This window comes from Saccharothrix sp. NRRL B-16348 (assembly GCF_001280085.1).
In the GTDB taxonomy this organism is placed as follows: Bacteria; Actinomycetota; Actinomycetes; order Mycobacteriales; family Pseudonocardiaceae; genus Actinosynnema.
The window spans coordinates 105,528-124,244 of record NZ_LGED01000114.1 but is presented as its reverse complement, the minus strand read 5'-3'; the positions used below and the strand labels follow the sequence as shown (position 1 = coordinate 124,244).

The window sequence follows — 18,717 nt, the reverse complement described above, 5'->3', positions numbered from 1 at the left end:
GGCTAGCGGTCCATTTCCGCGGCGACGAAGTCGGCCAGCGAGCGGACCGTCTCGAAGTGCGCCATCTCCAGGTTGTCGGTGTCGAACTCGACCTCCAGCGCCTCCTCCAGCTGCATCAGCAGCTCGAAGACGCCGGTCGAGTCGAGGCCGAGTTCGTCGAACAGCCGGGACTGCTCGGTCAGGTCCGGCAGCTCGTAGTCCAGCACCTGGGCCAGGACGGCGGTGATGGCGCCGACGATCCGCTCGCGCGAGGCGACGGTGGTGGATTCGCTCATGATGCGGTTCCTTCGGTGAGAGCCGTGGCGGCGGCGCGATCGGGGAGGTGTTGGTGGCGCAGCAGGTCCTCGGTGTCGTCACGGGTGCGCACCAGGTGCGCGCGTCCGCCGTGGACGAGCACTTCCGCCGGGTAGCCGTGGCTGAGGAACAGCACCGGCGAGGCGGTCGGGCCGTAGGCGCCGGAGCGCAGCACGCCGACGAGGTCGCCGGGCCGCACGGGCGGCAGCTCGACCTTCTTGCCGAGGGTGTCGTTGGGGGTGCACAGCGGTCCGGTGACGTGCCAGCTCTCGGTGGCGGGCTCGTCGATCCGGTTGAGCACCCGCATGGGGAAGTTCCGCTTGACGAACGACCCGATGCCCACCGCGGCCATGTGGTGGTTGGTGCCGCCGTCGGCGACCGCGAACCGCTCCCCCATCGACTCCTTCACGTACCGCACGCGCACGACGTACGTGCCGGACGTGGCGGTGAGGTAGCGGCCGAGTTCCATCACCAGCCGCGTGCCGGGGTGCCGGTCGGCGAACCCGTCGATGACCGGGTTGACGCGGGCGGCGAGCAGGGCGAGGTCGAGGTCGCGTTCGCCGTCGAAGTAGGCCACGCCGAGGCCGCCGCCGATGTCGACCAGCTCCAGCGCGATGCCGAGGTGGTCGGCCAGCCGGTCGGCCAGCTCGAAGATCCGCTCGGTGTTCTCGGCGACCGCCTCCTCGGACAGGATGCGGGTGCCCATGTAGACCTGCACGCCCATGAACCGGACGTTCGGGTGCCGTGCCACGAGGTCGTCGGACGCGAACAGCTGCGACTCGTCGATGCCGAACTGGCGCGGCTTGCCACCCATGGTCAGGCCGGAGCCCTTGACCGAGAAGCTGGGGTTGACCCGCAGCGCGACCGGCGCACGCATCCCGCGCAGCGCGGCGAACTCGTCGATCAGCGCCAGTTCGCCGAACGACTCGCACACGATCGCGTAGACGCCCTCGTCCAGGCAGGCGGCCAGCTCGTCGGCGCTCTTGCCCGGCCCGAGGAAGATGATGTCGGCCGGGTCGACGCCGGCGCGGCGCGCGGTGACCAGCTCGGCCATCGACGACACCTCGGCCCGCGCGCCGCGGGAGTGCAGCACGGACAGCACGCCGATGTTGGGGTTCGACTTGAGGGAGAAGAAGAACTCCAGCCGCGGGTGCATCAGCTCCTTGAGGCCGTCCACCCGGGACTCCAGCTCGTCGCCGTCGTACAGGTACAGCGGTGTGCCGTACCGTTCGGCGATCTCGGTGATCCCGATGCCCTGTACCTCGAACTCAGCGCTCACGGTCGCGCCTCCAATCGGGCGGTGATGTCGTCGTCCAGGCCGCGCAGCTCGTCGTCCGACGACGCGACGAGCAGGCCGTAGAGCCGCCCGTCGAACGCCGAGTCGGCGCGGTGGCCCGCGTTGACCGTGGCGAAGTTGTTGACCAGCAGGCCGGTGCCGCCGGCCCGGTCGAGCAGCAGGCCGCGCAGCAGGTCGCGGACCTCGGCGAACGGCAGCCTGCGGTGCAGCCGCACGGGGTAGTGCCTGGCCAGCGCGATCTGCCCGGGGCCGACGAACCGCTCCTGCACGCGTGCCTGGTAGGTGGACATGTTGTTGCGGGCGTTGATCTCGACGACGGGGTAGAGGCCGTCGTCGGGGTCGACCATCGCGTCCACGCCGACCACACCGAAGTAGCCGTCCGCGGCGAGCTTCTTACCCAGCCGGTGCGCGGTCTCGGCGAGTTCGGCGACCTGGCCGGCGGTGAGCCTGGCGGGCATCCGGTGTCCTTTGTGGACGCCGCCTTCGGTGTGCAGCTCCTTGACGAAGTCGAACCGCACGTCGCCGTCGCGGGCCACGGTGAACTGGTAGTTGAGGTCGGCGCGCTTGGCGACCCACTCCTCGACCACGAACGCGAGCCGCGGCTGCCCGGACTTCTCCACCTGCTTGGCGACCATGCCGAGCAGCCGGTCCATCCGGCGTTCGCTCTCCAGCACCGCGATGCCCTTGCCGGAGACGCCCAACGCCTCCTTCACCACGACCTTGCGGCCTTCGGCGACCAGCGCGCGTGCCCGGTCGAACGCCTCGCGCAGCTCGTCCACGGTCTCGCAGGCCCACCCGGCGGGCTGGCGCAGCCCCAGTTCGTCGGCCGCGCGTCGGCTGTAGACCTTGCTGTTGACGGCTTTGCACGTCACGGCGTCCGGCGCGGCCAACGGCATCCCGGCGCGTTCGGCCAGCTCGACCTCCAGGTCGGACACTCCGTGCGCGGTCAGCCGCACGCCCTGCTCGGCGAGCCCGGCGAGCGTCTTCACCGTCACCGGGTCGGCGAGGGCGTCGGCGGTGACCGTGCGGCGGGGGTCGGAGTCCGCGACCACGTGCACGGTCGGCAGGTCGATGCCCAGCTCGGTCAGGTAGGCCAGGTAGACGGGGTCGGGCGCGGCTTTGAGCACCACGTGGTCGTCGCCGCCGGCCAGCAGGAGCGCGAACTCGTCCATGTGGTTGACCACGGCCGCGCCGCTCTCGGCCGACAGCCGGGGCAGGGTGTGCTCGCCGAGCGCCCACCGCTCCTCGACCTCGAAGTTGCCGAGGAACGCGAGCGAGGCGTCCGGCGTGCCGAGCAGCGCCGTCTTGAGCCTGCGGGTGAAGTCGGGTTCGTCCATGTGTGCGCTCCGGGACATCTCAGTGCTCCAGGACCATCGCGGCGAACGTCTGACCGAGGCCGGCGGCCGTCATCAGGTACTTGTCGCCGGGCTTGAGCAGGCCGAGCTCGGTCACCGTCTGGTAGTTGATGAACGGGTCGGCGCAGAAGCAGTGGCCGGTGGCGCCGAGGTTGTCCAGGAAGAACCGGTCGTTGGGCAGGCCGAGGTTCTTCGCCGCGACCGTCCACGACACGCGGTTGACGTTGTGGGGCAGCACCAGGTCGATGTCGGCGACGCCGATGCCCGCCTCCTCCGTGGCCGCGCCGACGACCTCGGCCAGCGCGTCCTGGTAGATGCGGCGGGCGTCCTTGGCGATCTCCGGGGTCAGGTCGATCACGCCGTCGTCGCGGCCGTGGATGCGGCTGGCGTAGCCGCGCACGTGGTCGCGGTCGCCGTCGGCGGCCACCAGGACGGCGGCCATGCCCTCGCCCATGATCGACGTGTCGCGGACCCACTGGGTGAACGGCGTGAACGTCTTGTCGCCGGCCAGGATCAGCGCCAGCGCGTCCGGGTCGCCGTCGGCGGCCAGCAGCGTGCCGGCCACGTCCATGGCGAGCAGGCCGGTGGCGCAGCCGTGGTCGGCGACCGCGAGCGTCTTCGCGTGCTGGAGGTTGAGCGCCTCGCGGACCTCGTGCAGCGGGCTGACCGGGTAGGGCGCGGTGGTGCGCATGCCCTTGGCGCGGATGAGGTAGCGGACGCGTTCCTCCTGGCCGCGCAGCCCGTCCAGCTTCTCGGCCGCCGCGATCAGCAGCTGCGCCTCGGAGAGGTCCGACTTGCAGATCCGGTCGAGGCCGTAGAGCCGGGTGAACCGGCGCACCTGCTGCTCGTCGAGGCCCAACGGCTCCTGCAGGTCCGCGACGGCCACCGTCTCCGGCAGGTGACTCGAGACCGCCACCAACGCCGTCATGTGCGTCCTCCTCGCTTGCCCTGGTCCGTTGCCGGATCAAGGTTCGCAAGGCCCACTGACACCGTGCTGACACACCACTGACCGCCGCGTGTCGAACCTCCAGGTCCCGCGTGTCGAACCTCCAACCCGCGAGAGTCCTACGTTCGCGTCGCGAGAGTCCTACGTTCAGGACCCCTGAATTCAACGCTCAGGTCGGGGCGCGGGGTGCCTGAGCGTTGAACTCACGGGTCGCGAACGTAGGACTCTCGCGACCTGAACGTAGGACTCACGAGGTCTGGGGGTTCGACACGCGCGACCTGAAGGTTCGACACGCGCGGGTGGCATGGCGAAGGCCACCTCGACCGTGGTCGAGGTGGCCCTTCATCCCCAGTGGACTCCTCAGGTGGCGGCGGTGCGGGTGGCCTCGCCCGGCTGCTGGTCGCCGGTCGAGTCGCGCGGCCACCACCGGGTCGGCCGCGGCAGGAACGCGGCCAGCTCCGGGAAGTCGGTCGGCCGCTCGGTCATCCAGTTCCAGTAGCGCGGGATCGTGCGGGCGTACTCGCAGTAGTACCGGCGCAACGCGTCGATCAGCTGCCGCAGCGTGTTCGGGTGGATCGACCCCGGCCGCCACACGAGCAGCAGCCTGCTGCGCAACGGTTCGGTCATCGCCACCAGGCTCACGTCCGACGTGGACCCGGTCGGCGTGGCCAACGCCGCCGCACCCGCGTCGCGCACCCAGCTCATCGCCTCGGCGTGCCCGCCCGCGTAGTGCATGACCTCCGGTGTGGGGTGGTCGAGCTTGCGGAACAGGTGCTCCTCGACGACGTGGAACCAGTGCCCCGGCACGTGGTGCACCCAGCTCAGGGACAGCATGTGCCTTCGGCTCACCGTAGTCCTGCGCGCGAGCGCGTGGTCACGCGGCAGCGCCAGCCAGATCGGCTCGCGGACGATGATCTCCTTGGCCAGCGCGGGATCCAGCTCCCGCACGCCGTCCACCGCCTCCGGGCTGGGCACGAGCGCCGCGGTGAGCTCGCCGCGGCTGACCGCGTCCACGCCGAGGGCCGGGTCCAGCGTCACCGTCTGCACCTCGACCGAGGGCAGCGACGACTGCAGCGCGCGCCGCAGCGTCACCGGCGTCCATTCGGCGTTGCCGATGCGGAGAATTCCGGAGGACAGCGAGGACGCCTCGGCGACCACCGCATCCGCCCGGGTGGCGAGATCCGCCAGCATCGGGATTAATCGCTCTCCCAACGGCGTCGGAGTAATCCCGAAGGCCGAACGCACGAACAGGTCGCCGCCAACCGCCTTCTCGATCCGTCTCAATTGGGCGGTGAGGCTCGGTTGGGGCAGGGACAGCTTCGCCGCGGCCTTCGAGATGCTGCCGGCCTCGGCAAGGGTGGTGACCACCCTGGCATGACGTATCTCCAGGTGCATGCATCCAACCCCTTCGCGTCGTTACTCGGGGTCCACTAACTCCGGCGGGTTCGGGGATTTCCCGGCCCCACCTCGTTCGTGCCGGGCGGCCGTTCCAACGTACCCCACGGGTGAACGCGAGAGGAGTAGTTCACGTGACAGCCAACTATTCGTTGAGTTCTCAACAGAAATTATGGAATCGGTGGCTACGATCCCCGGCACGTACCTACTCAAAAGTCGGTTACGCGTGGTCTCCGCACCACTGCGGAGAGGAACACCACCGGCAGGCCCGACGGCCGATGCGGGGGACAGCACCAGTGCCGTCCCCTTGATCACGTCCGTATGGTCTGCGGCGCGTGCACACACCGATAGGTCCCACGTGGGGAGCAAGAACGTGAATCTATCTCCGATTCAAGGCGCGGATGACGTCGTCCGACTGCATTCCGTCCGCAAGGTTTACGGCAACGAGCGGAACGGCGTAGTGGCCCTTGATGGAGTCACGCTCGGCATCGCGCGGGGCACCTTCACAGCGGTGATGGGCCCCTCCGGTTCGGGCAAGAGCACCGCGCTGCACTGCGCCGCCGGCCTCGACCGGCCCACCTCGGGGTCCGTGCTGCTCGACGGCCAGGAGATCACCGGCCTGAGCGAGCGCGAGCTGACCCGGTTGCGCCGCGAGCGCATCGGCTTCGTCTTCCAGTCGTTCAACCTGCTGCCCGCGCTGACCGTGGTGGAGAACGTCGGGTTGCCGCTGCGCCTGGCGGGCCGCCGCCCGAAGCGCTCCCAAGTGGACGACGTGATCGCCCGCGTCGGGCTCGCCGACCGCCGCCACCACCGCCCCGGCGAGCTGTCCGGCGGCCAGCAGCAGCGCGTGGCCATCGCCCGCGCGCTCATCACCGAGCCGGCGGTGATCTTCGGCGACGAGCCGACCGGCGCGCTCGACACCCGCACCGCGCTCGAAGTCCTCGCCCTGCTGCGCCAAGCCGTGCGCGACGTGGGCCAGACCGTGGTGATCGTGACGCACGACCCGGTGGCCGCCGCGCACGCCGACCGCGTCGTCTTCCTCGCCGACGGCCAGATCGCGGGCGAGCTCACGTCCCCGACCGCGCACGCGGTCAGCGAGCGGATGACCCAGCTGGGCGCGTGGGCCGACGTGCCCGCCGGCGACCTGGCCAACGGGGTGCGCTGATGCTGCGCCTCGCGTTGCGCACGTTGCGCTACCGGATCGGCGGGTTCGCCGCGTCCTTCATCGCGCTGTTCCTCGGCGCGGCCATCGTGATGGCGTGCGGCGGCCTGATGGAGACCGGCATCCGCAACGCAGTTCCGCCGCAACGGCTCGCGGCGGCGCCGCTGGTCGTCACCGGCGATCCGTCGTACCTGGAGCGTTCCCCGATCGACGCCGCGCTGGCCGCGAAGGCCGCGGCGGTGGACGGTGTCGCCGAGGTCGTCTCGGACGTCGCGTTCCCGGTGACGCTGCCCGACGGCGCGGAGGCGACCGGCCACACGTGGTCCGGCGCACGCCTCGCGCCGTACGCGGTGGACCAGGGCCGCGCGCCGCAAGGGCCGGGCGAGGTCGTGGTGGACGCGAACTCCGGCGTGGACCTCGGCGGCACGGTCGCGTTGGGGATCGGCCCGGACGACGTCGACTTCCGGGTCGTCGGCGTCGCCAAGGCGTCGGTCGAGGCCAAGGCCGTGTTCTTCGCCGACGACGAGGCACGGCGGCTGTACGCGAAACCCGGCAAGGTCGACGTGATCGGCGTGCTGCTCGAACCGGGCGCCACGGCGGACGGCGTGCGCGAGGACCTGGCCGCCGCGGTCGCCGACCGGGACGTGACGGTGCTCGCGGGCGACGAGCGCGGGCTCGCCGAGTTCCCGGACACCCAGGGCGGCGGCGAGGCGATCATCACGCTGTCCGCGGTCTTCGGCGGTCTGGCGATCATGGTCGCGATGTTCGTCGTGGCGGGCACGCTCGGCCTGTCCGTGCAGCAGCGGCACCGCGAGATGGCGTTGTTGCGGGCGATCGGCACCACGCCGGGCCAGCTGCGCAGGCTGGTGCTCGGCGAGACGGCGTTCGTCGCGGTGCTCGCGACCGCGCTGGGCTGGCCGGTGAGCGGGTACCTCGGCGAGTGGCTGCTGGCGCAGCTGTCCGGCGCGGGCGTCGCGCCGCAGGCGATGGCGTACCGGCAGGGCTGGGTGCCCGTGGTGGCCGGTGTCGGCATCTCGTTGCTCAGCGCCACGATCGCGGCGTTCGTCGCGGGACGCGGCGCGGCGGTGGCCCGGCCGACCGAGGCGCTGATGGCGGCCAGCCTGCAGACGCGCTGGTTCAGCGTGCCGCGGCTGGTGTTCGCGCTGCTGTGCCTGGGCGGCGGCACGGCGTTGAGCATCATCACGGCGCTGGTCATGTCCGGACCGGTGGCGGCGAGCACGGCCGGTCCCACGGCGATGCTGTGGGCGTCGGGCATCGCGCTGCTCTCCCCCGCCGCAGCGAAGGTGCTGATCGCGATCCTGCGCCGGCCGGTGCGCGCCCTGTCGGGCCTGTCCGGGTACCTCGCGGTGCTCAACACCGGGGCACGGCGGGTGCGCGTGGCCAGCGCCATCACCCCGGTCATGCTCGCCACGGGCCTGGCCACCGCGTTGATCTACCTGCAGACCACGCAGGCGGGCGCGGCGACCGGCGCGTTCGCGGAAAGCCTCCGGGCGGACGTCGTGGTGACCAGTTCCACCGGCGGCGTGCCGCTGGACGTGGTGGACGAGGTGCGCGCGCTGCCGGGCGTCGAGGCGGCGTCGGCCGTGGTCGACACCGAGGCCTACTTCCCCGACCACGAGGACGGCGACGACGAGATCACCGTGCTCGGGGTGACGCCGAGCGGTGTCACGCAGACCATGGGCGTGGACATCACCGCCGGGTCGTTGGACGACCTGCGCGGCGACTCGGTCGCGCTGCCCACCGGCTGGGCGGAGGACCTGAACGCCGCCGTCGGCGACACGGTCAAGATGAAGCTCGGTGACGGCGCCGTGGTCGACCTGGAGGTCGCGGCCGTGCACACGGGCTCGTTCGACGCGGCCCTGATGCCCGCGGAGCTGGTCGTCGCGCACACCTCCATCGGCGAGGCGTCGCAGATCCTGGTGAAGGGCCCGGAGTCGGCGCTGACGCCGCTGACCGAGCGGAACCCGGACCTCCAGGTCGCCGACCGCGAGCAGGCGCTGGCCGCGGGCGGCGGCGGCGAGCAGACCGGCGCGTGGGTGAACTACCTGCTGGTCGGCATGATCCTGGCGTACACGGTGATCTCGCTGGTGAACACCCTGGTGATCGCGACCGGTGAACGGCGGCGCGAGTTCGCGCTGCAACGGCTGATCGGCGCTACGCACGGGCAGATCCTGCGGATGGTCGGCGTCGAGTCGGTGGTGATCGCGCTGGGCGGCATCATCCTGGGCGCGATCGTGTCCCTGGTGACGCTCATCCCGTTCGCCATCGCGTTGAACGGCACGTACTGGCCGCAGGGCCCGATCGGGATCTACCTGGTCGTGGTGGGCGGGGCGACCGGCCTGACGCTGCTGTCCACCGTGCTGTCCACGGCGTACGTGCTGCGCACCCCGCCGGTGGAAGCCGCGGCGGCGTTGGACTGACGGGTCACGGCCGGCGTCGGAGGTCCACTTCGGCGCCGGTCGCGGCCGACCGCACGAGCGCCTGGCCCACCCGGGCGGTGCGCGCGGAGTGCGCGGGCGACACCAAAGGCGTGACCCGCTCCCGGACCGCCTCGGCGAACGCGGCGGCCTGGTGCTCGTAGGCGTCGGACGCGGGCACGACCTCCTCGCGCACGCCGTCCAGCGTGACGACCGTGATCAGCCCTTCCTCGTCGGGCCGGGTCCACGCGTTGCGCACGGAGATCGAGCCGCGCGTGCCCTGGAACTCGTAGGCCGCGCGCGGCCCGTACTCCAGGCTGTAGTCCAGCAGGGCCCAGCGGCCGTCGCCGAAGTCGAGCGTCGCCACCGCGCTCAGGTCGACCTCGCGCGAGTGGAACGTGGCCCGCACCGAGCGCGGCTCGGCGTCGAACGCCCACAGCGGCACGTCGAACGCGTAGCAGCCGACGTCCCACGTCGCGCCGCCGCCCAGCGCCGGGTCGAACCGGATGTTGCCCTCGACCGCGGTCGGGTACGCGAACGCCGACCGCACCACCCGCAGCTCGCCGATCTCGCCCGAGGCGAGCAGCGCGGCGGCACGCGCCTGCTGCGGGTGGAAGCGGTACATGTACGCCTCCATGACCACGAGGTCGGCGGCGGCGCGCTCGACGCGCACGCAGTCCTCTTCGGACAGCGCCATCGGCTTCTCCACCAGCACGTGCTTGCCCGCGTCGAGCGAGCGCAACGTCCACGGCACGTGCTGCGTGTTGGGCAGCGCGATGTACACCGCGTCCACGCCGGGGTCGGCCAGCAACGCGTCGTACCCGTCGTGCACCCGCGCACCGAACGGCCGCGCCACCTCCTCGGCCGCCGCCCGCCTGCCGACCCGGCTCGCCACCGCCACCACGGCGTTGCCCGCCGTCCGGTGGAGCGCGGGCAGCACCCGGCCGGCGATGTGGGCGGTGGCCCCGAGGACACCCCAACGCAGCGGCTTCACCTCAAAAGCTTAACCGCTTCACCGCGTGTCCTACCTTCAGAACGCGCGTGTCGTACCTTCAGACCGCGCGAGTCCTACGTTCACGTCGCGCGTGTCCTACGTTCAGAACGCGTGAATTCAACGCTCAGAACGCCGGACAAGATCAGCCGCAGCCGCCCGCGTGCCCTTCGTCGGACGATCGCCCCAGGCCGACCGCGCTGGACGAGGCGGGCAGCACGGCCGCCGGCGCGAGCTTCGACCGCACGTGCGCCACGAAGTCGGGCAACCGGTCGACGCCCCAGAACCGGGTGAACCGGTGCACGAAGAACGGCACGCCGAACGCGCCGTCCTTGCAGATCTCCATCAGCAGCTCGACCCCGCGCGCCCGCAGCTCCGGGTCCTCGCTCGCACCCGACACCTCGGCCGGGTCCAGGCCCAGCTCGACGGCGAGCTCCCCGACCGTCGAACGGGAGCAGATGTCACGCCCCTGCTCCCACCGCGCCCGGTACGCCGCCGCGATGTACTCCGGCCCCACGCCCTCGCGCAACGCCACCAGGTACCCGAGGTGCGGGATCTCCCACACCGGCTCACGGTCCACCGGCCACTTCAGCTCCAGCCCGCGTGCCGCCGCCAAGCGGGCCACGTCCTGCAGGATGTAGAAGTGCTTCGCCCGGGACATCGCCGCGTACGGGAACTGCTCGCCCCGCTCCTCCAACGCGCGCTCGTTGCGCGGGTCGGGCTCCCAGAACGGCTTCCACTCGACCACGTCCGCCACGTCCCGGTACTCGCGCAGCAGGTCGTGGTACGCCAGCCAGGAGTACGGGCTGCGCAACGAGAAGTAGAACCGCGGCTCGCGCGCCACCTCAGATCACCAGCCCGCCGTCGACGCCGAACACCTGGCCGGTGACGTAGGACGCCTGGTCCGACACCAGGAACGACACCAGGTCGGCCACCTCCTCCGGCCGGCCGAACCGACCCAGCGGGATCTGCGCCGCCATCCGGGACGCGAAGTCCTCGCCCAGCCCGGCCACCATGTCGGTCTCGATGAACCCCGGAGCCACCGCGTTGACCCGGATGCCGTACTTGCCGACCTCCTTGGCCAACGCCTTGCTGAACCCGATGATCCCGGCCTTGGACGCCGAGTAGTTGGTCTGCGTCGCGTTGCCGTACACGCCGGCCACCGACGACAGCGTCACCACCGAGCCCGCCTTGCGCTTCATCATCGCGAACACCGCGGCCTTGGCCAGGTGGAACGTGCCGTCGAGGTTGACCCGCAGCACCCGCTGCCAGTCGTCCTCCTTCAGCAGCACCAACGGGTTGTCGCGCACGATCCCCGCGCACGACACGACCGCGTGCAACGGTCCGAGCGCGCGTTCCGCGTCCTTGACGAACCGGTCCACCTCGCGCTTCTCGGCCACGTCCACCTGAGCGGTGAACACGGCCGCGCCCGCGGCGGCGGCCTCCTTCTCCACCACCTCGGCGGCGTCGCGGTTCGACTGGTAGCAGAACGCCACGTCGAACCCGTCCCGCGCGAGCCGGGCCACCACCTGGTGCCCGATGCCCCGCGACCCGCCGGTCACCAGCGCCACGCGCCTCATGCCAGTTCCTCCGCCCTGCGCCGTGCCATCGTGAACGAGCCGATCTCCAGCACCTTGCGTCCCGCGACGAGGCTGTGGCCCGCGAGGATCGCCGCGTCGGCCACCTCCCGCACCAGCCGGACGTGGTGCTCCACCACGTCGCCGGGCACCACGTCGCCGTGCACGACGACGTCGCGGATGCCGCTGATCAGCTCGACCTTGTCCGCCAACACATCCGGGTTCGGGTTGTCCCACCGGGTCAACAGGACCGCGGACTGCGCCCACGACTCCATCAGCAGCCCCAGCGGGTACGCGTCGGCGACGTCGGCGCCCGCGTAGCACGGCTCACGTCCGCTGACCGCCTTGAGCGTCACGATGCTGCTGCCCGGCTCCACTTCGGACACCCGGTCCACCAGCAGCACGGGGAACCGGTGCGGGATGATCGCCCGGATCGCCGCCAGGCCCGTCACGTCGTCACCAGCCGCAGCTTGAACTCCGCCACCGTGCCCGCGCCGGTGGACACCTTCGCCGCGCACCGCACGTGGTCCTCCTCCGCGGTCAGGTCCGTCTCGACGGTCAGCGTGTCGCCGGGGAACACCGGCCGCACGAACTTCGCCCGGTCCAGCCCGATCACCCGGTGGCCGGGCAACGCCGCCGTGACGTGGTCGAGCACGAACAGCCCCGGCATGATCGGGAAGCCCGGGTAGTGCCCGGCGAACACGGGGTCCGCCGGGTCGACGTAGAAGCTCATGGCAGGTCCAGCACGACGCAGCCGACCGTGCCGTCCCGTTCGACGCCGGTCACCAGCGCGATGCCCGACCGGCCCGCCGCGACCGCCGCCGCGAGCTGGAAGCTCGCCACCGCCGCCGACGTGTCGCCCACCAGCGGCACGCACCGCAGCCACTCGGGCGTGCGGCCCAACGCCTCCACCACGGCCGACTCCTCGGCGCCGTCGGTGGACACGAACACCACGTCCGCCGGGTCGACGGCGGCCTCGGCCAACGCCGTGCGCACGCACTCCCGCAACGCCTCCGTCGCGCCGCCGGGCTCGAAGAACCCGCGGAACCGGGTGGTCACGACGCGGGCCAGCACCGGCCGTCCCTCCCGGCTCGACTCGCGTTCCAGCAGGAACACCGCGCCGCCCTCGCCGAGCGGACCGGCAGTGCCCTCGCTGCCGCGCCACTCCAGCCACGCGCGCTGCTCGGAGTACTCCTCGGCCGCGCCGACCAGCACCCGGTCCGCGTGCCCGCCGCGCAGCAGCCGCGCCGCGTAGTTCAACGCCAGCAGCCCGGTCAGCGCGCCGCCCGCGATGGTCGTGTTCGGACCCTTGATCTTGTGCCAGATGGCGCTCTGCCCCGCCGCGCGGTTCATCACCGTGTTGGGGAACAACGCCGGGTCGACGTGGTAGGGCTTGTCGCCGGTGAGGCCGTCCCGGGTGAAGTCCATGATGGACTGCACGCTGCCGGAGCCGGTGCCCAGCACGACACCGACCCGTTCGGGCTGCTCCAGCAGCGCCGGACCGCACTCCTCCAGCAACCGGCCGACGGTGCTGACGGCCAGCGCCGTGACCCGGTCCATGGTGCGCGTGCCCTTCTTGCCCAACGCGCCGGCCGCGCTGAAGTCCGGCACCAGCGCCGCCTGCTCGAACGGGCCGCCGGGGGCCGGGGCGAGCGCCGGGACGCCCGCCCGCACACCGCCCGTGAACGCCTCCGAGCCCATCCCGAACGGCGACACCGCCGACCACGCCGAGATGACCAGCGCGTCCACCAGAGACGCCGTCACGACACACCACGCCCGCTGAGCGAACCCGCCTTGCCGGTGATGGCGCCGATGAGGCGGTCGTCGAAGTCGACCAGGCTCCAGTCCTTGCGGTTCTCGATCACGGCCCAGCCGTGCGTGATGCGGCCGGTCGCGGTCGGCACCAGCTCGCCGTCGCGCAGCACGTAGCAGTCCATCCGGGCGGTGAAGGTGAACTTCTTGAAGACCTCCTCCACGGTGAACACCGTGTAGAGCGTCTCCTCCATGTTCGCCTCGCCGAGGAACGTGATCCGCGAGTGCGGCACGACCGGGATCCAGTTCTGCTCGTCCAGCAGCGTCTTGATCGACGCGCCGCGGTCCTCGACGAACAGGTCCAGGATCTCCTCCATCTGGCGGAGGTAGCCGGACATCTGCACGCGCTCGGTGAAGTGGCAGTAGAAGTACGGGATCCGCCACGCCCAGGCGAACGCGTTCTTGCCGGCCGTGAGCAGGTCCAGCGGGTCGGCGTCACCGACCGCGAGCGGCTCGAGCGCGCCGACCTTGTCCAGCACGGCCGCGTCGGGCGTGCCGATCGCGTCCACCACGTGCGGCAGCAGTGCCGCGGGCGCGGGCTCGGCGTCGAACCCGTGCGGGTCGAGCCGGAACGTCACCGACACCTTCGACTTGACCGCCTTCACCGTCTTGCCGTCCCGGTCCACGGTGAGCTCGACGAGGAGCTTGAGCGGCCCGTCGCCCTCGACCCGCTTGACCGTGGCCTGCGCGAGGTCGTCGATGTGGAACGCGGTGAGGATCTTGGTGTCGAGGTCGGTGATGTCGGTGCACAGCCCGTGCCGCTCGTAGAGCGCGCCGGCCGGGAACCCGCTCTGCCGCAGGTGGTCGAGCACCGCTTCCTCGACCATGTAGTTGACGTGCTTGAAGCCGATCCAGGTGCAGATGTTCGAGCCCTCGTAGCGGGGCCGCAGCGAGACGGTCGTCGTGGTCACGTCAGCTCCAGTGTTCGTCGAAGAAGTCGCGGACCAGGGCCGCGAGGCGGTCGGGCTGTTCGATCATCGGGAAGTGGCCGCACCCGTCCAGCAGCTCGAACCGGCCGCGGGGCAGGGCCTTGGCCAGGGCGCGGCCGTCGTCGGGTCGGGCGGCGATGTCGTCGACGCCGCTCACCACGAGCACCGGCGCGTCGACCCGGGACAGGTCCAGGAACGGGGTGCGCAGGTAGGTCTGGAACCACCGGGTCCAGCCGTACGGGCCGACCTGGTCGCGCAACGCCCGGGCCAGCCACTCGCGCTTGGCCTCGGGGAAGCGGGCGGTCTCGCCGACGCGCAGTGCCTCGGTGAACGTGCGGTGGAACTCGTTGAGGTAGAAGGAGATCGTGGGCCAGTCGAAGTCGGTGGGCTCGGGCCGGTAGAACGGGCACACCAGCACCGTGGGACGCGGCGGCACGCGGCCGTCGGCGTAGCACTCCAGCAGCAGGTTCGCGCCGAGCGAGTGCGCCACCACGACGTCGTGCCCGGTCGACACGGCGTCGACCACGAACCGACCGGGGTCGGGCTCGTGGCTCCACGCCTGGTCGGCCATGCCGTGCCACGGCAGTTCCGGCTTGTCGGCGGTCTGCGGCAGGTCCAGCGCGTCCCACACCGCCGCCTTGCCCGCCAGGCCGTGCAGGAACAGCGCCCGCTGGGCGTCGACCATCAGACCGTGTCCCGGTACCGGCCCAGGATCAGCACCGAGTTGTTGCCCGCGAACGCCAGCGCGTTGTTCTGCACCACGTTCAGCGTCGCCGGCCGCGCCTGGTTGGGCACGCAGTCCAGCCCGACCTCCGGGTCGGTCTCGGTGTGGTTGATGGTGGGCGGGATGAAGCCCTCGGTGATCGCCAGCGCGCACGCCGCCGACGCCAGCGCCGACGCCGCGCCCATCGAGTGGCCGAGCATCGACTTGATCGACACGGTGGGCGGCGGCGCGTCGAACACCTGCCGGATCGCGCCGGACTCGGTGACGTCGTTGGCCTTGGTGCCGGTGCCGTGCGCGGAGATGAAGTCGACGTCCTCGGGCTTGACGCCCGCGTTGCGGTGCGCCAGCTCGATGCACCGGGCCAGGCTGTCCCGGTCCGGCGCCACGGGGTGGTTGGCGTCGCAGTTGAGGCCGTAGCCCAGCACCTCGGCGTAGATCCGGGCGCCGCGGGCCAGCGCGGACTCCAGCGACTCCAGGACCAGGATGCCGCCGCCCTCGCCGGTGAGGATGCCCTTGCGGTCCTTGTCGAACGGCGCGCACACCTCCGGCGCGATCGTGCCGAGGCGGTAGAAGCCGGTGAACGTCTTGCGGCACACCGCGTCCGCGCCGCCGACCAGCGCGACGTCCACCTCGCCCTCGCGGATGGCGTCGAAGCCGTTGCCGATGGCGTAGTTGCCCGCGGCGCACGCGGTGGGGATGGTCACCGCCTCCACGTCGGTCAGCGCCAGCTCGCGCACGATGCTGGACGACAGGCGACCGGCCGTGGAGCGGCGCGCGACCACCGGGTTCCACGACTCGGGGCCGTGCTCGAGCTGCTGGGCGACGAGGTTGTCCAGGTCGCGCGACTCGGCGTCGGTCGTGCCGACGGACACCAGGGCCCGCTTGCCGCGCAGCTCGTCCAGCGTGAGGCCCGCGTCGCCGACGGCCATCCGCGCCGCGGCGGCGGAGAACTGCCCGGCCCGGCCGAGCTCGTCGGGGTCCACCCGCTCCAGCCACGCGGCCGGGTCGAAGTCGGTGACCTCGGCGCCGTTGGCGTGGCTGAAGCCGGTGGTGTCGAACGAGGTGATGGGCGTGATCCCGCTGCGACCCTCGCGCAGGCCCGCCAGGAACTCGGTGACGCCGATGCCGATGCTGGTGACCACGCCAAGTCCCGTGATCACCACCCGGCGCGGCTGCCGCCCTCCGTCGTGCATCGTGTCCTCCAAGTCCGGTGCCGGACCGCTCGACGGGAACCGGTTACTTGGCGGCTTGCGCTTCGGCGACGACCGCGATGACGCCCTCGAGGTTGACCATCCGGGTCAGCTCGGCCTGGTCGATCTCCACGCCGAACGTGCGCTCCAGCGCCGACAGGATCTCGATGGCGCCGAGCGAGTCGGCGTCGTGGTCCTCCTTGAAAAGGCTCGTGTCGGTCATCTCCTCGGCGTCGATCTCGAGGATTTCCGACACGATCTCCTTGATCTTCGCCTTGCCGTCCGCGTCGATCTGCACCGAACTGGTCACTGGGCACCTCCGGGAACACGGGTTTCTGCCTACCGGTTCCCAGAATGCTTTTCGGGGCTATATGCGGCCTATGCGGCGGGCTATACGGCCCCTCGCCCGCGCTACACCGCGACGCGGCGCGGCGAGGCCAGCACGGGGTCCGCGGTGAGGATCGCCAGGTGCACCTCGCGCAGCAGCGAGCCGGGGTCGATGCCCAGCTCGTCGGCGAGCATGCGGCGGCCCTCCTCGTACAGCACGAGCGCGTCGGCCTGCCGGTCGCAGCGGTAGAACGTGGTCATGAGCTGGGCGCGGAACCGCTCCTGCAGCGGGTGCCTGCGCACGAGCTTGGTCAGCTCGGGCAGCAGCTGGGCGTGCCTGCCCAACGCCAGGTCGGCCTCGATGCGGCTCTCCAGCGCGGCGATCCGCGCCTCCTCCAGCCGCGGCGCCTCGGCGTCCGCCAGGTGCTCCGACACCCCCGTCAGCGCGGGGCCGCGCCACAGCCGCAACGCCGCCCGCAGCAGCCGGGCCGCCTCCTCGTACTGGCCCGCGGCGAGCGCGGTCTGGCCCTGCGCCGCCTGCTCCTCGAATTCACGCAGGTCGAACGCGCACTCGGTGAGCCGCAATTCGTAGCCGCGGGAACGGCGGGTGATGCCGACCTCCCGCCGCAGCGTTTTGCGCAATCGCGAGACGTAGGTGTAGATCTGCGCGTTGAACGTGGCGGGCGGGTGGTCACCCCACAGGAAATCGCTCATCTGGGTGTCGGAGACAGCGCCGTTGTCGGCGAGCAGCAACGCGGTGAGGACGGTGCGCGGTTTCGACCCGTCCAGCGGCACCTCCTGCCCGTCGTGGAGCACTTCGACCGGCCCCAAGACCCGGAACTCGAGCACTTCGCCTCCTACAGCAGTACCTGGTCGTGGACGAGGATCGCCTGGTAGAGCCGTCGCATCGCGCGGCCGGGCTCCAACCCGAGCTCGCTCGCCAGGCGCCTGCGCGTGTGGTGGAAGACGTCCAGCGCCTCCGTCTGCCTGCCGTTGCGGTAGAGCGCGACCATCAGCTGCTCGCTGAACCGCTCCCGCTCCGGGTACTCGGCCGCGAGCTGCTTGAGCTCGGACACGACGCCGCGGTCCTCGCCGTTGGCGAGCTTGGCCGCGATGAGGTCCTCGCGGGCGCTGAGCCTGCGCTCGTCGAGCCGGGCGGCCTCGATGCGGAACCGCAGGCCGTCGCTCACGTCGAACAGCGCCGGTCCGTGCCACAGCCGCAGGGCGCGTTCCAGCAGGTCGATCGCTTCGTCGGGGCGTTGCAGCACGAGCGCCGAACCGCGGTCGGCCAGTTCGCGGAACAGGTGCGCGTCGACCGCCGCGGCGGGCAGGTCGAGCACGTAGCCGCTGCTCACCGTGCGGACCAGGCAGTCGCCCGGCACGTCGGCGAACTGCTCCAGCAGTTTGCGCAGCCGCACCACATTCGCCTGCAGCGCGTTGCGGGCGTTTCCCATCTGTTTACCCGCCCACAATTCCTCGACCAACTGGTCGAACGGAACGGGGGTGCCCGGTGAAAGCGCCAGCAGCGCGAGCAGGGTGCGCACCTGACGAGCGGCCACACCCATCCGACGATCCTCACGTGCGAGGGCGACAGCACCGAGAATCTGCACCTGCATGGTCACGACCCCCAGTCTCTAGACGACGCAGAGCGCGCTGTAGCCGGTCGCCGAACCCGAAATCTCCCGACTAAAGCGTTTGACATGTTGCCCAGCCCGCCTCGATGGGGGGAAATATCATTTGAACCACTCGGGAGGTGTCGTCGCGGTATGCCTCCGATCGGGGCAGCGCCGGACTCCGGCTGCTGTTACCGTGCTCGCCGAACTTGGGCCCGACGGCGGTCACGGTCACGGCGCGTCACGACGGCCTAGCCGCTTCGGGTGATCAGGTGTCCGGCGGGACCCGTCGGCTCCCCTTCGGCCGGGGTGGGCCCGCTCGTAGGCCTCCAGCACGATCTCGGACAGCCTGCCGCGGTCGGAGATCCGGTAGCCGTGCTCGCGCGCCCACTGCCGCACGACCTGCGCCAACAACGCATCGCCGCTGCGTGCGGGTGCCGGTGCGGTGCCGGGAACCCGCCGCGCGGCACGCACGAACCGGTCGAGGACGGCACGCAGCCTGGCCGCGTTCGCGGCGCCGAGTCGGATCTCGAACCACACGCCGTCGAGGCCGAACGAGACCGGCCGGACGTCGTGCCCGGTGTGCCCGTCCAAGTCGTCCACCGCCACGCGCACCACTCCCCCAGGGTCGAACACTCACGCTCGGTATCGATCTCGCGGCACGCTA

At 71.4% G+C, this 18,717-nt stretch carries 20 protein-coding genes; 2 read left to right on the top strand and 18 right to left on the bottom strand.

Going from position 1 to position 18,717, the window contains the following annotated elements; all coding sequences use genetic code 11:
• Positions 1 to 2 precede the first annotated feature (2 nt).
• From ADK67_RS13175 to ADK67_RS13155, 5 genes are all read right to left on the bottom strand, one after another.
• Positions 3 to 275, bottom strand: a complete 273-nt coding sequence (locus ADK67_RS13175; RefSeq protein ID WP_053716693.1) for an acyl carrier protein — start codon at positions 273 to 275, stop codon at positions 3 to 5.
• Entirely contained in the window at positions 272 to 1,573 is a 1,302-nt protein-coding gene (locus tag ADK67_RS13170; protein WP_053716692.1) for a type III PLP-dependent enzyme, read from the bottom strand. Before ADK67_RS13170 ends, ADK67_RS13175 begins: the two co-directional genes overlap by 4 nt.
• Entirely contained in the window at positions 1,570 to 2,928 is a 1,359-nt protein-coding gene (locus tag ADK67_RS13165; RefSeq protein ID WP_053716691.1) for an ATP-grasp domain-containing protein, read from the bottom strand. Before ADK67_RS13165 ends, ADK67_RS13170 begins: the two co-directional genes overlap by 4 nt.
• Positions 2,929 to 2,947: 19 nt before the next feature.
• Positions 2,948 to 3,874: a 3-oxoacyl-[acyl-carrier-protein] synthase III C-terminal domain-containing protein gene (locus ADK67_RS13160; RefSeq protein WP_053716690.1), complete on the bottom strand. Its 927-nt coding sequence runs from the start codon at positions 3,872 to 3,874 to the stop codon at positions 2,948 to 2,950.
• 378 nt (positions 3,875 to 4,252) lie between these two features.
• The gene (locus ADK67_RS13155) at positions 4,253 to 5,287 is read right to left on the bottom strand and encodes a LysR family transcriptional regulator (RefSeq protein ID WP_053716689.1); all 1,035 of its coding nucleotides are present in this window, start codon (positions 5,285 to 5,287) and stop codon (positions 4,253 to 4,255) included.
• A gap of 373 nt (positions 5,288 to 5,660) precedes the next feature.
• Between ADK67_RS13155 and ADK67_RS13150 the strand changes: the two genes are divergently transcribed.
• Positions 5,661 to 6,452: an ABC transporter ATP-binding protein gene (locus ADK67_RS13150; RefSeq protein ID WP_053716753.1), complete on the top strand. Its 792-nt coding sequence runs from the start codon at positions 5,661 to 5,663 to the stop codon at positions 6,450 to 6,452.
• Entirely contained in the window at positions 6,452 to 8,890 is a 2,439-nt protein-coding gene (locus ADK67_RS13145; protein ID WP_053716688.1) for an FtsX-like permease family protein, read from the top strand. The genes ADK67_RS13150 and ADK67_RS13145 overlap by 1 nt, the downstream gene beginning before the upstream one ends.
• Before the next feature lie 4 nt (positions 8,891 to 8,894).
• On the opposite strand, the gene ADK67_RS13140 is transcribed toward ADK67_RS13145, so the two are convergent.
• The 13 genes from ADK67_RS13140 to ADK67_RS13080 form a co-directional block, all read right to left on the bottom strand.
• Complete coding sequence (locus ADK67_RS13140; protein WP_063797588.1) at positions 8,895 to 9,881, bottom strand: Gfo/Idh/MocA family protein; 987 nt, start codon at positions 9,879 to 9,881, stop codon at positions 8,895 to 8,897.
• A gap of 142 nt (positions 9,882 to 10,023) precedes the next feature.
• Positions 10,024 to 10,722 (bottom strand): 2-hydroxychromene-2-carboxylate isomerase, encoded by a 699-nt coding sequence (locus ADK67_RS13135; RefSeq protein WP_053716687.1) that lies wholly within the window; start codon positions 10,720 to 10,722, stop codon positions 10,024 to 10,026.
• A gap of 1 nt (position 10,723) precedes the next feature.
• Positions 10,724 to 11,458, bottom strand: coding sequence for a 3-oxoacyl-[acyl-carrier-protein] reductase (gene fabG / locus ADK67_RS13130; protein ID WP_053716686.1), 735 nt, complete (start codon positions 11,456 to 11,458; stop codon positions 10,724 to 10,726).
• Complete coding sequence (locus ADK67_RS13125) at positions 11,455 to 11,907, bottom strand: 3-hydroxyacyl-ACP dehydratase FabZ family protein (protein ID WP_053716685.1); 453 nt, start codon at positions 11,905 to 11,907, stop codon at positions 11,455 to 11,457. The genes fabG and ADK67_RS13125 overlap by 4 nt, the downstream gene beginning before the upstream one ends.
• Positions 11,904 to 12,188, bottom strand: coding sequence for a 3-hydroxyacyl-ACP dehydratase FabZ family protein (locus ADK67_RS13120; protein WP_053716684.1), 285 nt, complete (start codon positions 12,186 to 12,188; stop codon positions 11,904 to 11,906). The genes ADK67_RS13125 and ADK67_RS13120 overlap by 4 nt, the downstream gene beginning before the upstream one ends.
• Positions 12,185 to 13,219, bottom strand: a complete 1,035-nt coding sequence (locus ADK67_RS13115; RefSeq protein WP_197289423.1) for a beta-ketoacyl synthase N-terminal-like domain-containing protein — start codon at positions 13,217 to 13,219, stop codon at positions 12,185 to 12,187. Before ADK67_RS13115 ends, ADK67_RS13120 begins: the two co-directional genes overlap by 4 nt.
• A complete protein-coding gene (locus tag ADK67_RS13110; RefSeq protein ID WP_053716683.1) occupies positions 13,216 to 14,178 on the bottom strand; it encodes a thioesterase family protein in 963 nt (320 codons plus the stop codon). Before ADK67_RS13110 ends, ADK67_RS13115 begins: the two co-directional genes overlap by 4 nt.
• A 1-nt stretch (position 14,179) precedes the next feature.
• A complete protein-coding gene (locus ADK67_RS13105; RefSeq protein ID WP_053716682.1) occupies positions 14,180 to 14,881 on the bottom strand; it encodes an alpha/beta fold hydrolase in 702 nt (233 codons plus the stop codon).
• Positions 14,881 to 16,113 (bottom strand): beta-ketoacyl-[acyl-carrier-protein] synthase family protein, encoded by a 1,233-nt coding sequence (locus ADK67_RS13100; RefSeq protein WP_053716750.1) that lies wholly within the window; start codon positions 16,111 to 16,113, stop codon positions 14,881 to 14,883. Before ADK67_RS13100 ends, ADK67_RS13105 begins: the two co-directional genes overlap by 1 nt.
• 43 nt (positions 16,114 to 16,156) lie before the next feature.
• Positions 16,157 to 16,420 carry an acyl carrier protein gene (locus tag ADK67_RS13095; protein WP_053716681.1) on the bottom strand — a complete coding sequence of 88 codons (264 nt, stop codon included), beginning with the start codon at positions 16,418 to 16,420 and terminating at the stop codon, positions 16,157 to 16,159.
• A gap of 101 nt (positions 16,421 to 16,521) precedes the next feature.
• Positions 16,522 to 17,286 carry an AfsR/SARP family transcriptional regulator gene (locus ADK67_RS13090; protein WP_053716680.1) on the bottom strand — a complete coding sequence of 255 codons (765 nt, stop codon included), beginning with the start codon at positions 17,284 to 17,286 and terminating at the stop codon, positions 16,522 to 16,524.
• Positions 17,287 to 17,294: 8 nt separating this feature from the next.
• Positions 17,295 to 18,002: an AfsR/SARP family transcriptional regulator gene (locus tag ADK67_RS13085; RefSeq protein WP_231648160.1), complete on the bottom strand. Its 708-nt coding sequence runs from the start codon at positions 18,000 to 18,002 to the stop codon at positions 17,295 to 17,297.
• Positions 18,003 to 18,281: 279 nt separating this feature from the next.
• Positions 18,282 to 18,659, bottom strand: coding sequence for a histone-like nucleoid-structuring protein Lsr2 (locus tag ADK67_RS13080; protein ID WP_231648159.1), 378 nt, complete (start codon positions 18,657 to 18,659; stop codon positions 18,282 to 18,284).
• Between the last annotated feature and the right edge of the window lie 58 nt (positions 18,660 to 18,717).